The organism is Candidatus Polarisedimenticolaceae bacterium (assembly GCA_036275915.1).
Lineage (GTDB): Bacteria > Acidobacteriota > Polarisedimenticolia > Polarisedimenticolales > DASRJG01 > DASRJG01.
In genome coordinates this window covers 490327-504541 of record DASUCV010000022.1, presented here as the reverse complement: position 1 = coordinate 504541, position 14215 = coordinate 490327, and the positions used below count along the sequence as shown (strand labels likewise).

At 59.5% G+C, this 14215-nt stretch carries 12 protein-coding genes; 6 read left to right on the top strand and 6 right to left on the bottom strand.

All coding sequences use genetic code 11. The annotated features are described in order from the left end of the window. Nucleotides 1–430: 430 nt before the first annotated feature. The 4 genes from VFV19_18920 to VFV19_18905 all read left to right on the top strand — a co-directional run bounded on the left by VFV19_18920 (nt 431) and on the right by VFV19_18905 (nt 3794). Nucleotides 431–1255, top strand: coding sequence for a TlpA disulfide reductase family protein (locus tag VFV19_18920; protein ID HEX4826380.1), 825 nt, complete (start codon nt 431–433; stop codon nt 1253–1255). A gap of 19 nt (nt 1256–1274) precedes the next feature. Further along, nucleotides 1275–2165, top strand: coding sequence for an ABC transporter ATP-binding protein (locus tag VFV19_18915; GenBank protein ID HEX4826379.1), 891 nt, complete (start codon nt 1275–1277; stop codon nt 2163–2165). Beyond that, a complete protein-coding gene (locus VFV19_18910; protein ID HEX4826378.1) occupies nt 2162–2959 on the top strand; it encodes an ABC transporter permease subunit in 798 nt (265 codons plus the stop codon). Before VFV19_18915 ends, VFV19_18910 begins: the two co-directional genes overlap by 4 nt. A gap of 286 nt (nt 2960–3245) precedes the next feature. Continuing rightward, nucleotides 3246–3794: a hypothetical protein gene (locus tag VFV19_18905; protein HEX4826377.1), complete on the top strand. Its 549-nt coding sequence runs from the start codon at nt 3246–3248 to the stop codon at nt 3792–3794. A 1284-nt stretch (nt 3795–5078) separates the two neighbouring features. Here VFV19_18905 and VFV19_18900 read toward each other — a convergent pair. The 4 genes from VFV19_18900 to VFV19_18885 form a co-directional block, all read right to left on the bottom strand. Beyond that, complete coding sequence (locus tag VFV19_18900; protein HEX4826376.1) at nt 5079–5558, bottom strand: hypothetical protein; 480 nt, start codon at nt 5556–5558, stop codon at nt 5079–5081. 361 nt (nt 5559–5919) lie between these two features. Further along, entirely contained in the window at nt 5920–7230 is a 1311-nt protein-coding gene (locus tag VFV19_18895; GenBank protein ID HEX4826375.1) for a family 16 glycoside hydrolase, read from the bottom strand. A gap of 36 nt (nt 7231–7266) precedes the next feature. Continuing rightward, entirely contained in the window at nt 7267–8613 is a 1347-nt protein-coding gene (locus tag VFV19_18890; protein ID HEX4826374.1) for a hypothetical protein, read from the bottom strand. Between the two features lie 312 nt (nt 8614–8925). Further along, nucleotides 8926–9699: a hypothetical protein gene (locus VFV19_18885; GenBank protein HEX4826373.1), complete on the bottom strand. Its 774-nt coding sequence runs from the start codon at nt 9697–9699 to the stop codon at nt 8926–8928. 384 nt (nt 9700–10083) lie between these two features. Here VFV19_18885 and VFV19_18880 point away from each other — a divergent pair, with 384 nt between their 5' ends. Then, nucleotides 10084–11358 (top strand): hypothetical protein, encoded by a 1275-nt coding sequence (locus tag VFV19_18880; protein HEX4826372.1) that lies wholly within the window; start codon nt 10084–10086, stop codon nt 11356–11358. Nucleotides 11359–11391: 33 nt separating this feature from the next. Here VFV19_18880 and VFV19_18875 read toward each other — a convergent pair whose 3' ends face one another. Together VFV19_18875 and VFV19_18870 are read right to left on the bottom strand one after the other, a co-directional pair. Further along, entirely contained in the window at nt 11392–12252 is an 861-nt protein-coding gene (locus VFV19_18875; GenBank protein HEX4826371.1) for a hypothetical protein, read from the bottom strand. Next, complete coding sequence (locus tag VFV19_18870; protein HEX4826370.1) at nt 12252–12968, bottom strand: recombinase family protein; 717 nt, start codon at nt 12966–12968, stop codon at nt 12252–12254. Before VFV19_18870 ends, VFV19_18875 begins: the two co-directional genes overlap by 1 nt. Before the next feature lie 577 nt (nt 12969–13545). Between VFV19_18870 and VFV19_18865 the strand changes: the two genes are divergently transcribed. After that, nucleotides 13546–14046: a hypothetical protein gene (locus VFV19_18865; GenBank protein HEX4826369.1), complete on the top strand. Its 501-nt coding sequence runs from the start codon at nt 13546–13548 to the stop codon at nt 14044–14046. Nucleotides 14047–14215: the final 169 nt, after the last annotated feature.

The window sequence follows — 14215 nt, the reverse complement described above, 5'->3', positions numbered from 1 at the left end:
CGACCCGAGCCGTGGCAGAGCGGACACACTCCTGAACCCTCACAGGCGAAGCAGACCCGCTCCACGCGTCGTCCGAAAACCCTCGGTGGCCTCACCTCCGAAGTTTGGGGTGGCGCATTGGATCGTGTTGTATTCGGATCGGCGCCCATGGCAGCACACTCGGCTGCGGTAGACATGGCGAAGGCTGATTCGCGGCTCTGGGGCTCAAAATCGCCGCAGACCGCCGTGGAAGCGGTTGATCCAATCGCGGATTGAACTCTGAGGCCATGGCCTTTGCGCGACCGACCGGATCGGCGGGACGGGTGCGAGTAGAATTTGGCAGGAGCGCAGGCGCGAGATCTACAGGCGTATCAGAGTTTCAGATGGCGTCGGCGGTAGGGCATCGGACTCGATCTTGGACCACACTTGTTACCGGAGGATGAACGGACCCATGACATCGCACACCGGTGGTTCCACTTCCTGGAACTGGAAGCTCATGCTCGGGTTGTTGACGCTCCTCGCGACTGGTACGACCTATCGGATTCGGAATCTGCCGGACGATACCAGAGCGCATCTCACTGGCACGAATCGCCCAGCGCCTACTTTCACGCTCCAGGACATGGAGGGTGCCACCCGCACACTCGAGGAGTTTCGCGGCAAGGCCGTAATCCTGAATTTCACGGCGACGTGGTGTGGCCCTTGCGATTCAGAGCTACCGATCTTTCGGAAGTTCGTTCAGGAGCATCCAGATGATCCGATTGCCCTTGTGGGCGTCGATTTCGATGAGGCCGCGCCTACTGTCGCTCGCTACGCTAGGGAAAAGGGTGTGAACTATCCGATCCTCATCGATCACGGAGGATCGGTCGCGAAAGCCTTCGGCGTTGTTGCTTTTCCGACGACGTGTTTCATTGACGAAGAGGGGAACGTGAGAGGCTTCTACGTAGGAGCGTTCGAGGGGCCAGTCGGAGACATGTCGTTTCGGCAAATAGTGAATGTTCAGTTGGGGCAGATCCTGGCTGCGTCCAGAATGAGTCGTCACCTCTGCGAGCCTGCGCCCGATACTTCGCCACTCTCAGTGCAAGCGTCATGGGCGCTCTCTCGTCTTGCGTGCGCCTGTGGCTGCGGTGCGCGAGTGCTTGACTGCGATTGCGTCGAGCCAAGGGGCGGCCGAGAAATAAGGGAGTATTACGGCCGGCTTCGAGAGGACAAAGACCTCTCGATCGACAATGCCAAGCAAATTGTCTTGTGGAAGTACAAGGACAAGTATGTCTGGTGATACGGATCTTGTCGTGGAAATGCGCGACGTTAGTCGAGTGTTCCGCGACGGCTGGCGCAGGGAGGTGACTGCAGTCGCGGGCCTTACGCTTCGCTTGCGGCGGGGCGAGATCTATGGCCTGCTCGGTCCCAACGGCGCCGGCAAGTCGACCGCACTGCACTGTCTCCTCGGGCTCCTGAAACCCACGCGAGGAAGCATCGCTATGTTCGGTCGCGCGGTCGAATCGGGCTCGCCGGGATTTCGTTACGTCGGCTATATGCCGGAAGACTGGACAGCCTATGACTTCCTCACTGTCAGTGAGATGCTTTCGTATTTTGCTGAACTTTATGGCCTTGCTACTGATGGACGCGCGGAAATAATCTCCCGGGCGCTCGAAAGAACTGGACTGTCGGCACAAGCAGACCGTCGCTTGGCGCGACTATCGAAAGGTATGCGGCAGCGAGCCGCGCTCGCGCAGGCGATCCTCACCGAGCCTGCTCTTCTTGTTCTTGATGAACCGACAAAGGAACTCGATCCCCTGGGACGGAGAGACGTCAGAGTCTTATTGGAAGACTTTGCTCAACGCGGCGCGGCAATTCTCATGTCCTCACACCTTCTCAGTGAGATCGAGTCCATCTGTGACAGGGTCGGTGTTATGCACCACGGTGCGCTCGTGGCCGAAGGCGAACTTGCCACGATACTAGCGTCCCACGACTGCCGCATCATCCGTTTCGCCGTTCCCCCTGGTGCCGCTCTCCCTACGGGGGCAGTGAAGGAGAGCGACACTGTTGCGCAATGGCGAGCGGCGTCTTCATCGGAGACTCACGCACGACTCGCATATCTCCGAACCATCGGAGCGGATATCATTTCGGTGGCATCCGAGAACATCCGCCTAGAGGACTACTTCATTGAGGTGTTATCGAAGCCATGAGCGCGATCGGTGCACTCGCACGGACCCAGTTGAGACGAACAAGCCGGTCCCGCTTGTTCGTCGTCGGTGTTCTCGTCGCTCTGGTTCTCGTGGCCGGCGTCGTCGAGTCGGTGATCGGAATACGAACTTGGACCAGCCAGGCCGTTTCTGCAGCAATCGCTTGGGACGTCATTTCATTCTATGCAATCGTGGGATTCGTTCTGGCCGCGCTTCTCGGCGCGTGGACCATCCAATCGGAACGTCGCGACAAGACGTGGCAGGTGATGCTCTGCAAGCCCGTAATGCCATGGCAGATCGTCGTTGGAAAGTTTCTCGGTGTCATGAGCGTACTGGGCACTCTCACTCTTGTTCTCTGGGCCATTCTTCACGTGCTCCTGGCGATCACCTTGCGCACGTACTTTCCGCGCGTCGATGTTGCTCTCGCGCTTCAACTTATCAGTTTCTCAATTCCTGCCGCCCTTAGCTTGTGCCTTACCCTTCGTTTTCATCCTATCCTGGCCGTCGCGATCACACTTCTCTTGCGATATGAGTTTCTGGACGCATTGTTCGCGTCACTGACGTCGTCCCAGTACCCCGCCGCGGTTCTGTTCGTGCCCGCGGGCCTCGTAGCAATGGTGCGGATGATCGCGCCGTCATACGAAGCATTCGATTTGACCGTCAGCCTGAGGACCATGGCGTCTCTGCTTTGGACTCGACAAGCGTGGGTCGTTGCATACGCTGTTTCGATCGATTCTCTCCTTCTTTGGATCGCGACGGCAGTTCTACGCGCAAGAGAGCTCGCCAAGACGCTTTGAAGTAGGCGCCGAGGAGGCGGCACCTTCATTCGCGCCTTTCACGGCAATCCCCGGAACTCATGTGCGGTGCCTCGGGGTCGTGGCGCAGGTTTCGCAGCGCACTCTTTGGCAAGACCAATCGTTCTTCCGCTGCGATTGCGGATGCTGTCGATGCCTAGGGCCATTTGGCGCTCTCGGAAACCGTCCCAAGAACGTCCACAATATGGGGCGACCCGATCAGGGCTGCCGTAGTAGTGTTCCTCAATGGCGTTGCGACGGAAACCGTTTGGACCAGAAGGAGGATGCAATGAAGTCGTTTGCGATACTCGCGACCTTGACCTTCGCGGTGTGCTCGAGCGCATTCGCTCTTCCGAGCGGGTACGCCTACAACAACAACCAGTCCGCGCCGACGACGATCGATTCTGCATTGACTGCACTGCTTCAGAACGCTTACGTTGAGCCTCGGTTCAACGATTCGAGGGAAACAGCGTCGGGATTCATGATCCTGCTGCGCCACAATTCATGCGACGGGACTTCCTTGAACAGTGTTATCTCGTCCGCCTCGACGATTATTCAAAACAACGGATTCACAATGGCGTCGGTACAGACGATCAATGAAGCTGACGGTGTCACAAAAACCATTGTGATCGAGGTAACGGCATCGAACGTTACAGCGTTCACGGCATACGCTAACTCTGATTTTCCGGCCTGCTTCAATCTCTCGGGCCGAAAGAGCAAAGTCTTGCAATTGCTTGAATGTTGCGGGGGCGATTGGGGCAACTGCGACTACGACGTCGGCAAGTGCCTCTCGTGCGGTGGTGAGTACACTACGGGTCTCTGCATTCCGGCTCCTTAGCCCGGAGCGCGCTAGCAGATGAAGATCGTCGGGCCGCTGCTACACCGCCCTCCGATCTTCAGCTGCTAAGTCTGGAGAGCTTGCTCTTTCAGGAAGAGCAGTCTGAATCCGACACGGCCATGCCCCTCACGGACCGAGAAACAGTGGGGAGCGGGCGGGGGAGGGCATTGGGCCGTGAGAGTTCCACGTGCCGCAGCGCGCTGTCCTTGTCGAGTTGATGCGATCCACGCGGCGGAATCTAGGCAAGAGCCCCCGACCGACGAAAGTCGGCCGGGGGCGGTGAGGTGCTACTACTCGCAGTCCCAGGTCTGCGAATAAGCGTCGGTGCACGCGTGGCCTACAGTACAGAGACCCTCACACTCGTTACAAGGATGGATGTGAATCGTGCCGCTGGAACAGTGGAATAGGACCGTGGGTGTGAGCAGACAATCCGCCTCCCCCGTATCGACATCGCTGCAGTTGATTCCGTGGCAGCGATCGCAACCGGCGCTCGCCGGGCAGTGGACCACGGCCGGACAATCCGGTGTGTCTCCCGTCGGGTGTGGGGCGGGAGTCATGGAGCCCACCTTCTCCCCGTAGGCGAGCATATCAACCGAGCCATTGGGCTTCATGGGCACATCGGCGCAGCTGATCCGACCCGCCGGTTGGGTCGCCGTCGTGGCCTTAGGTTGCTCCGATTCCTTTGAAGGATCCGGGACGGTCCCGCGATCGGCAGCGTTCAGCGGCAGCACAGCGCTTAGAATGATCGCAAACGAGAACAGCAGTCGCTTCATGGCAATCTCCTTTTCAGTGGCCTAGCTTGGCGCAATCGGCAACTAAGACAGCAAGTCGGAACTCATCGCACGGGTGATTCGATTCGCAGTACGAATGCGGTGCAGACGCTCGAAGGGAGCGTCCGATCAACGATCAGTGCTGAGGACAGGGCGGCGGGCCGTCCTCACCGACGCGGCAGTTGTACTGGCAGGCTTCATTCGCCGCGCAGATGTTCGCGTATGTGACGCAGTTGGCGCACGTCACAATGGGATCTTCCGGGCCGCACGTGCCGGCCAAGCAGGTCGCTTTCGCAGTCGGCGTGATGCCCGATGTCAGTAGCCCGATAGAGAGGAAGCTGATCACGGTGATGGCGACGACGAAAACGGACTTCACAATCCGGACAGCGCGAGACTTGGGCATTCCAGGTACTCCTTTCGGTTAGATCGGGATCTACTCTCTCGCTTGAATCCGGGGTGTCCCGGAGCTGGGGTGTTGCTGAGGAGGCGGGGCTTGGGGCCCTGCAGAGTTCAACTACTCGCCTTCGCAGTCCAGGAACACGACGTGCGTGCCGCAGGAATTACCGAGGCAGGAGCACGGACACGTTTGGAGGTGCACCGTCTGGCCCACCGGACACACGTGAGTGACTGTCCCGTCGATGCACTTCTGGTACCCAGTATCCGTGTTGCCGCTGCACGTGCCGCCCGCCTGGTGGTGACAGGTGGACTGACCGCCATTCTCGTCAAAGCAGAAGGTGGGCGGGCAAGCGGTGGTACCGCAATCCGGCGTGCCATCCTTGTGAACGTTCGCGCCGAGCTTGTTCACTCCAGCCCCTGGAGCCGGCGCATTCTGCTGCGGGAGAACTCCGTCGACCTTCGGAGGTGCGGGAGCCGTCGGCGCTGGCTGGTCGGGCTTGGCCTTCGGATCAACGGGCGACGTGTTCTCTTCCGCGAGGGCGATCCCCCCCGCGAGCACAAGACAGACCGCGGAACCGAACAAAAGGAATCGTTTCACGACGCTCCTCCCGAGCCCTCGGCTCAATTGGCAGCCCGCCTGGCCCACCGACATCGGCGAAGACAGATGGACTTCCGTTCAGACTCGTGAGGCCAACAGCGCAGACACGACTCCCCGAAGTCCCACCGGGTGGGCAAGGCAAGTGTCTTTGCGCTCCGGTGAATCCCCGGCGTCCCAAAGCCGGGAATGACCGACTTCCAGTTGGCCATGCAATCCTCCGATTACATGGCCACCCCCTGTTTGTGATGATACGGCGGTGGAAGCGAAACGCAATGAGAAACATTTGGGTGTGTTGCTGTGGTGCAACACGGCGGCTAGCCAAGGGCGAGTCCGTCGCTGTTCCCTTTGAAATCGCTACGCGTCAAGTGACGCGCAAATTTGCAAACGCGATGTTTCCAGTATGGACCTGAAGACCGAGGAAACCGGAGTCGGGATCCTCGCTACGTTTCCTTCCGCGGAACTTTTCGTTCGGATCTGTTGGGTCGGCCGTGAAAGTGGTCGCGAGCTGTCCGTTGAGCGTCACTTCGTAAGTACGATCCGTCACCTTGATCGTGAAATGGTGCCACAGGCCGTGGCGCAGGCGCTGGGCATTGGTGTAGTTCTGCTGCCCCGGTGCGGTTCCGGCGGCTTTCACTTTGTAAATCGCCCCGGTGCGGTTGAAGAAGTGGCCATCCTTCTCGGGGAAGGTGCCATCCGAATCGGACCTGCGTGTATCGCCGCGCGCCTCCTCATCAATTTGAATCTCGTACCCAGTGTCGACGCCCACCGTCGCCGCATTTCCTGGGACATCGGGACCCGGCGTTCCCGGAAGCTCCGGCTTCCGCGGATCGCGGAAACGAACGAAGACGCCACTGTTGTCGTTCTGATTGCCGCGCGGGTGCGGGAGACAGAAGTCGAGATCGAGCGTGAAGTTATCGAACTGCTGAGCGGCGTAATACAGAAGTCCGATGCCCCCGGGACCCGGCCGCGCGATGATCGATCGTCCGACGATACGAAAACAACCGCCTCCAGCCATGAGCCACTTCGAAAAGAACTCGGCCGCGTTCTGGCTCCCGTCAAAGAGGTAGGTGATGCGGGAAGAGGGAACCGGCGGCGGCGGGAGCAGGTAGTCGCCAAGACGCCGCGCCATGGCGATGCCGGTGAGCATCGGGTTGGGCGAGCCGGTCGACGGGAAGAGCGCCGGACTGGCGACATATGCGTTTCTGACGTTGTGAAAACGGCAGTCGGGGTTCGTAACCGATTTCGCGGGATCATCGCCCATGCGAAGCGTTCCGGCCTCGTGGTGAGTCGTTCCAAGTCCGTCGCGACGGTCCGGATTGTTGGCGAGTTGCCCGCTCGCGTCCTTGATCCGGTGCGGAACGTGGGTCGCGTACGTCGAAGCGTCGACGCCTGGCGCGATCATCCTTTTGCCGTCGCCAGTCAGAATGTCAATGCTCTTTCCATTGGCGAATACGGCGGCCAATTGATCGGAGGCCGTGTCCATCGCTTCCCACAACTCGAAATCTCGGGCGCCGGCATTGAGGTTGACGAATACTTTTCGCTCGCCGTAGTCGACTTGACGCGGATCGAGATCGCGCGTGATGTTACTTGCCGGATTGTCCGTCTGCATCTCTCCGATGGCCCGGATGGTGATAACGACATGCGTGTCGCTCGCGGTCAGGTGTCCCGCCAATGTGTCGATGTCTGGGATTTTCTGGAAGAGCTCAGCCTAGGCATTCGTGTTCACGGCGTCCAAACCAGTGGCGGTGATCTGAAAGTGAAAATGCCCAACGCCGTCCGGTGAGCCGTCGAGCTTTGTGAACTGATGCTGCCCCTTCATGAAGAGTGCGGACGATTGGAGGCCCCGCAGCCTTGGATCGAGCGCCGCGAACGCTTCGCGTGCGACACGGAACGTGACGTTGGAACGAAGATGGGCAATGAGATTGGTGCCGATCCGCCCGTCCTCGCCGAAGGAGAGGAGCGCCAGGCGCGTGCTTTCGATCGTGCCGAGGGCGATGATCACGTCGCAATCGGGAGAGACCGGGATTGGGCCGCGCTCGGTGAGGACAGCGTCGACGCGGTTGCCGCCGATGCCGTCGCTGACCACGCTGAGACGGGAGACATGGCAGCGCGGCACGATCATCAGCCGCTTCCGGACATCGTCCCCCGGCGCTTCGCTATACGCGGTACGTGCGGCTTTGACGAGCAGTGGTACCGAGCTGAACTTGTTCAGTGGGAAGAACCCCGCGTGTCCTGGCCGTGCCTGCACGGCGAGCGGCGCTTCGAGCTTCAGTTTGTTCAGAAGTTGCTGCCTGAGATTCGGGGGCTGCGGGCTGGGAACCGGAATGCCGAGCATCGCGGCGAGATCCTGCACTGTTGGTACCGTGTCGAGGATCTCCACCATCGGCGACTCCGGCAGCGACGAGAGGCTCATGGCATCGCTGATTGTTCCTGCCTCCACGGCCCCGAACAGCACATCGCGCATCGCGTAATGGAGCTCCCCGAAGATGAAATCGTTTGTTTCCGTGACGCCAATCTGCCGGCCCGACTGGCGGAAGTAGCCATCGTCGCCGTTCCTCGTCAGCGTCTTTGCGTTCAGATCGTCGAGCACCGTCTTCGGCCAGGGACCTGTCTCGGAGTCGAGCAAGCGTGGCGACCAACCACCCCAAAAGATCGACCGCCCCCCGACGCAAAAGGCGAGGCCGCTGAATCCGATGTTGCCATTCCATGGGAAACCCCAAACCTCCCCGACCCCCGCGATCGAAGGAACGTTCTGGATGTGCTCTGGAAGGGCGAACGGTCCTCCCTCCAGAACGAGGATGCGCTCGGCGCGCCCCGTGCTGCGGAAGAGTAGGTGCTCCGCGACTGCGCCCCCGAACGTTCCGCCGCCGATGATTATGAAGTCGAACGGGCGCATGTCGCCGCGCGGTGGAAGAGAATTGCCGTTTACATCTGTTGCGGTCGCGCGAAAAGCCGGGTCGGAGTTGGCCATGGCTTCGTCGAACGTGTTGCAGACGTATCGGCCCATGATGTCAATGGCGAAAGCCGTCGGCTGAGAAGACGATCCGATGTTCATGAATGACCCTTCCAGAACGGAAACGAGCTCGCCGGCTGGCGCCTAGGCAGACAGCACCGGCGGCCCTCGCTACTCCCCAACGCGTCTCACTGTCACCGGTAATGAACGAAAATTGCCACGCTGTGTATGGACCCTGTCGTGAACTGACGCTGGCTTAGACGCAGGAAAAGCGGTGCTGTCAAGCAACAGAACGGGCTGCTGTGTTCAGCCGTGTTGCGAAGGCGGAACAGGTACGGGCATCGAGCGCCGACAAACTTGAACACAAGCGACCACGATGCCTCGACCGCCGACCGCGTACCCAGCAACGAGTTTCTAGCCTGGCCCCGCGAGCCGCCGCCTGATTGATGCGATCGAGGCTCCGCTGGCCAATTGAATCCTGGCGGTCGTCACCTCCTCGGGCGAAGGACCGCGGTGAAGCACAGCCTGGTACGCGGTCGTGATTGCCGCGTCGCATTGTGGGTCGCTCGCGAACGCCCTTCGCATTGATGCAATAGTCTCTTTACCTGAGTTGATATTGTTGAGCCAGACGTCGACCTCCCAGGTCAGTGGCGCACGATCTAGCACATCGTGATAGACGCGCCGGATTTGATCCTGGAGTGACCCGGATGAAGGCGTGAGGACTCCTCTTGCCCTCAGCACCTCCTGCAGGCTACCTGCGCTCGCCTTTGTATCCTCCGCGAGCGACTTCGCCCTCGCATACGACCGAAACATCGGAAGCTTGGAGCTCTGGGTAGCAATCTCTTTGTCCAATTCGCCCTTTGCCTCAGTGACTTTCCGAAAAGCGTCGGGGGCGTGCTGGGCCGCACCACCCTCCTTTGCCTGGGTGACCAAGGTGTCTGCTTCCTGGGCGAGTTCACTTGCCTGCGACTCTTCATGCTTCGCTTGAGCAAGTGACGCCAGCGTCAGAATCAGTCCTACCACGAGGAATGCGCCGAGCATCGTGCCAGAGAACGTCTGCCCGAACACACCGAACGTGACCTTTCCATCTTCCGTCTTCGAACGTTTGAAAAGGTACACGACGGCGGTGAACAAAATCAGGATGAGTCCGACAACAAACGCCGTGGTGCACATGACTTGACTGGTCAACTAACTCTCCCCGTGCATGCGAACAAGCGCCGGTACAAGAGTCGGAAGCCGCAGCAGGGATCGCCGAACCACGCCATTCCCAGCCCCGTTATGCGCGCGGCCAGAAGTGAAAGCAAGCGGTTCTTATGTGAAGGTGTTGCAGACCAGCAACAAAGGAGGCTAGGCGTTTAGAAGTTTTATATGAATGGAGTGCTCGGATAGAAAACCCAGTCGGCGGTTAAAGGGTGACCGTCAGGCTCCTATTCACCGTACGCTTTTGGCATGAACGAAGTTGACCGCATCTTGAGCACGAGTGGCAGGGCGTAGCCACGTCGCCAATGCGAGTGCCGCCGGCGCATCGTCTGGGGTGACTAGATGCGTGTCGCGGGCGAGTAGAAGGGGAGAGTGGGTTCCGACCTAAGAGAGCGCTACACGGAAACCGAGAAACGACTCGGCACCGTCTTTCTGAGCTTGGTTCTGCTCAGCGTTCTCTACTGGCTCTCATTCGCGCTGTTTCTTCAAGACCCACAGCGGGCCCTCGTACCGGCTGCTCGACGATTCGTCCGTGCCATAGATCAGCTCGAGACAGACCAAGTGGGCTTTCGCTCGCTGTACGATGCCAAGATCTTTCAGGCGATCGAGGTTGGCGAGCGGTTCCTTCACGAGCTGCAAGGTCCGAAGTGGGCCGAGCCTGTCGGCGCCGCACATCTTGACCTCAACGCACAAGTACACATCGACGACCGCAGAATCCTCGGACTCATCAATCAGACCAACAGTCGGGACTTCTCCGACCTCGTCCGTTCGTGGCTTGAGGAGCTGAAGTGGCTCCGAGTGCGTCGAATCGTTCTCAAGTCGGAAGTTCTCGAGATCTGGACCACGTACTATTCACTGAACGAACCTCCTGGCTGGCTAACCACTACCGCCAATGCGCTGAAACTGCCTGCCGATCTTGTCTCAAGTATCCCCAAGGAAGTTGATGAACCGGATTGGAACACGCTGTCCGCAAACCAAATCGGAGTCCTGTTTCAGGGGCTGGATGAATTCGACGCTACGATCGCGGATCTCCAGGGTTTCTACCAAGGGCCCATCACTGATCGTATGCAGGCCAAGGCCCTTCGCGGGACAGGGATTTGGCTCCGCAACCTAGATTCCGGTCGCTCGATCGCGCACGATCTCGCCGACACGGAGCCATCGATTCGGCTCCCGGTAGTTGGCGAGAACGTAACGGGACGGATCGCATTCTTGCTAGCACCACTGTTGTACTTCGTGATGGTGCGATATCTGCTGGTACTCGCGGATGAAGCACGTGGCCTTCGCGAACAGCAAGCCCCCGAGGCCAGGGACGAAAGCGCTTCGACGCCCGCCAGAAGCAAGAAGGGCCGTCACGACGACCGCCTGGGCCCGCGGACTCACATGATCGAATTGCTTTCGACTTGGCTCGTGAGACGGGAGGGGAGGTCTTCCGCCGACGTGGCGATCAACCGTTCGATTCTGCTCGGTCTTTTCTGCTTGCCGATCAGTACGCTCATTCCCGTCGCAATCGTCAATGCGACCATTTTCACGTCCTGGTGGCGAGGCGTCGCGCTTGCCCTGTTGAGTCTCTATGCAATTCCACTCATCGACACAGTGAGGCTGGCGCGAGGGTACTTGTTTCGCGGGGCAGGGCTCGCTAGCCAGTGAGCTCCGCCGGCGCCAGGGAGTCGTACGGCCACGTCAATGCGCCTGTCCTCCGGGCAGCATCGCATTGAATTCCTCAGGGGAGTGATTGCCTACGATCTGCTTCATCTGCTCGGTCGTGAGTCTCGCCTTCCACCGCATGGCCTCGGCGTCTTCCGGCGTGGCCTTGGCCTTGTAGGCGAAGACCCATTCAAAGTTGCTACGCTTCTTGGGATTGCTCGCCTCGTCGACTTCCGTGATCACATCGTAGATTCCGATGAGGAGCGTGCCCTCGCTGGCGGTGACCGCATCCTTCAGCAGGCCCGCAGACGACGTCCGCGCGTCGAACTCTTTCAGTCCGAAGGCTTGGAGCGTCGGGCCTGAGAGTGTTCCCTCCCAAGATTTCTCCGGGAGGATCAGGACCTTGCCGAGAGCGTTTGCGGTCTCACCGACGTCCAAGGCCTCGCCGTCCTTCACGAACTGAAGTGCCACGCCCTCCAACCGCAGGACACGGCCGAGATGATTCGTGATTCTGAGTTTGAGTTCAACGTTCCTCGGTGTCACTTCAAAGAATGGAAGAACGCCAACCCAGACCGGAGCAAGGTCATTGACTCGGACGCCGGTCCAGGACTCGAGAGCGTCCTCGCGCTTTTGGACTGAGACGAAGTACATCGGCTTGCTTTCGAACTGCGTCGAAGTTAGCTCGATCCGAACCCCGCCGATCTCACGAACGGCGTCGTAGCCTTGCGTGGGCGACAGTTCGACCGTAGGCCTCAGAACCTGGAACGGCCGCTTCTCGACTTCGCTCTTCTTGCTCTTTTTGTCGCTTGCGAGAGCTGGGGGCGTCGCGATGACACAAATGGCAATCGCCACAAGAACGATGGTCGTCGAAATGGTACCGGACACGGTCGCTCGCATCATGGGCCTCCTGTTGCTCCGGTCGAAGTGAGATTCGGCGTCTCGTGCGTGTTCCGGTGATGGTCGGTGAGATCAATCCCTTCGTAGACCGTCGATCGACTGATTCCAAGCTGCCGCGCGATCTCGGTCTTGCTCGTGCCCGCACGCACGAGCGCACGGATCACCTGGACCCGTGCCGGTGTCAGCTTGGGGCGGACGCCTGGCTTCCTGCCTCCCCAGTGCCGCCCCCGCGCTTTCGCGGCAGCAATCCCAGCGCGGATGCGCTCGGAGATCACCTCTCGCTCGTATTCTGCAAAGCCCGCGAGGATGGTTCTCAGTAGCCTTCCGGTTGCCGAAGTCGCATCGAAGCCGTCTCGGATGGAGATGAGTTCAACTCTTGCCTCGTCGAGCTGCGCGAGAAACGCAAGCGTCTGAGCAGCGGTCCGTCCGAGACGGTCGAGGCGCCAGATCACGATTCGTGAAACGGTCTGAGATCGAAGAGCGGACTCCAGGGCTTCGATCCCCGGGCGGGCGAGCGTGCTCCCCGTGAAGGTGTCGCGGTACCAGACGACCTCGAGGTCGTTCGCATGAGTTTCAGCCCACGCCTTGAGATCAGGCTCCTGGGCCGCCAAGTCCTGACTTGACGAGGAGACCCGAGCGTAGATCGCGATGTGTTTCGTATTCATTGCTTCACTGTAGGAAACCGACTGAACTTGTAAACCGACACTTATCCACATGGGGGCGCGTAGCTCTTCCGCGTCGATCGAGAGCAGGCACGACTTGAATTCGGACGAGCAGGTGAGTGGCCGGGACTCAGCGGCGGCGACAGTCTTCCTCGGAGCAGCCAGGAAATCGACGGGTTTCGGGCAAGCGACCGATTCTGCCCACAATGAACATCAAGAAAGTACTTCCATTGAGGTGAAGCTCGCTGTACGATTCGACCAGTCCGTCGTGCGAGCGCACGTTGCGGGAACGGGGCGAACTAGAACCGAAGGGGTGTCCGGCTTGATGTTCAGTCATCCGCGGTCATCCGTGAGGGATGACCGACTGGTCCCGGTGGCTGCAATCGACTCGGCCCAGCTTGACAAATTCGACGTTTTGTGAGTAAATACTCACACAACCTCGGTAACAGATACCACTACCTTCACACCAGGCACATTCAAGGACGGTGGCGTCTCGCAATCGAGGAGTCCATGGCACATTCCAATTGCGTGGAGATCATCGGTCAATTGCAGCAACGATGGCGTCTTCCGCTGACCGCCGAGGGCCGGCCGTCGTTCCGGCAACTGGCTGCACGACCGCGGGAGGTGCTGCTTGAGTATCGAATCTGCTCTACGAGGAGCTGCCAAGCGTGTCGAATTGGCCATCGACCGAGCAACTCGAGCAACCGCCCGCGCCACGCGATGGTGCGGACGTGTTACTGCTAGATTCCTGGGACTGCTTCGCACAATTGCTGTATACCTGAATCTTGCTATTGGCTACGCAGTGTTGGGTTCGCTCGGTCATGAGATTACCCAGCGAGCCCCCGACAACGTCATAGCGTTCATTGGCATCATAGTTCTACTCATTGGCGCGGCCACATGTGCGATCATCGTGATCGGCCCGTTTGTCTCCCCCGCCAATGATAGGACAACTGATACCAGCGGCTGGTTCGTACATGGACTTGCTACAGCGCTGAACATCGCTGTAGCCATTGCGACAATCGCCAAAGTGTCTCTTCATTCACCGCTGCTTGTGTGGCTTCAGTCGTTCGATCGAGCTCTGGTTGCTGCGGCGTTGTATGTAGTGCGGATGGCCGATGTCTTCCGGCGGTGATGGTTCACCCTGCCGCATCCTTGTCACTATTAACCTGTTCGTTGCCGGTACCCTTTCCCATACCCGCACTTCCTCGGCGGGCGCAATTCCTTCGCGATGACCGCGACGGGATACAGCCTGCTGAGGAGGTCTCATGCGACGACATTCGTTCTTTGCGATCGCCCCCAAC

Bases quoted from the DNA above. Each gene is read 5' to 3' on its own strand.
- VFV19_18920 (HEX4826380.1), top strand. From the start codon at position 431: ATGACATCGCACACCGGTGGTTCCACTTCCTGGAACTGGAAGCTCATG.
- VFV19_18915 (HEX4826379.1), top strand. From the start codon at position 1,275: ATGCGCGACGTTAGTCGAGTGTTCCGCGACGGCTGGCGCAGGGAGGTG.
- VFV19_18910 (HEX4826378.1), top strand. From the start codon at position 2,162: ATGAGCGCGATCGGTGCACTCGCACGGACCCAGTTGAGACGAACAAGC.
- VFV19_18905 (HEX4826377.1), top strand. From the start codon at position 3,246: ATGAAGTCGTTTGCGATACTCGCGACCTTGACCTTCGCGGTGTGCTCG.
- VFV19_18890 (HEX4826374.1), bottom strand. From the start codon at position 8,613: ATGAACATCGGATCGTCTTCTCAGCCGACGGCTTTCGCCATTGACATC.
- VFV19_18875 (HEX4826371.1), bottom strand. From the start codon at position 12,252: ATGCGAGCGACCGTGTCCGGTACCATTTCGACGACCATCGTTCTTGTG.
- VFV19_18870 (HEX4826370.1), bottom strand. From the start codon at position 12,968: ATGTGGATAAGTGTCGGTTTACAAGTTCAGTCGGTTTCCTACAGTGAA.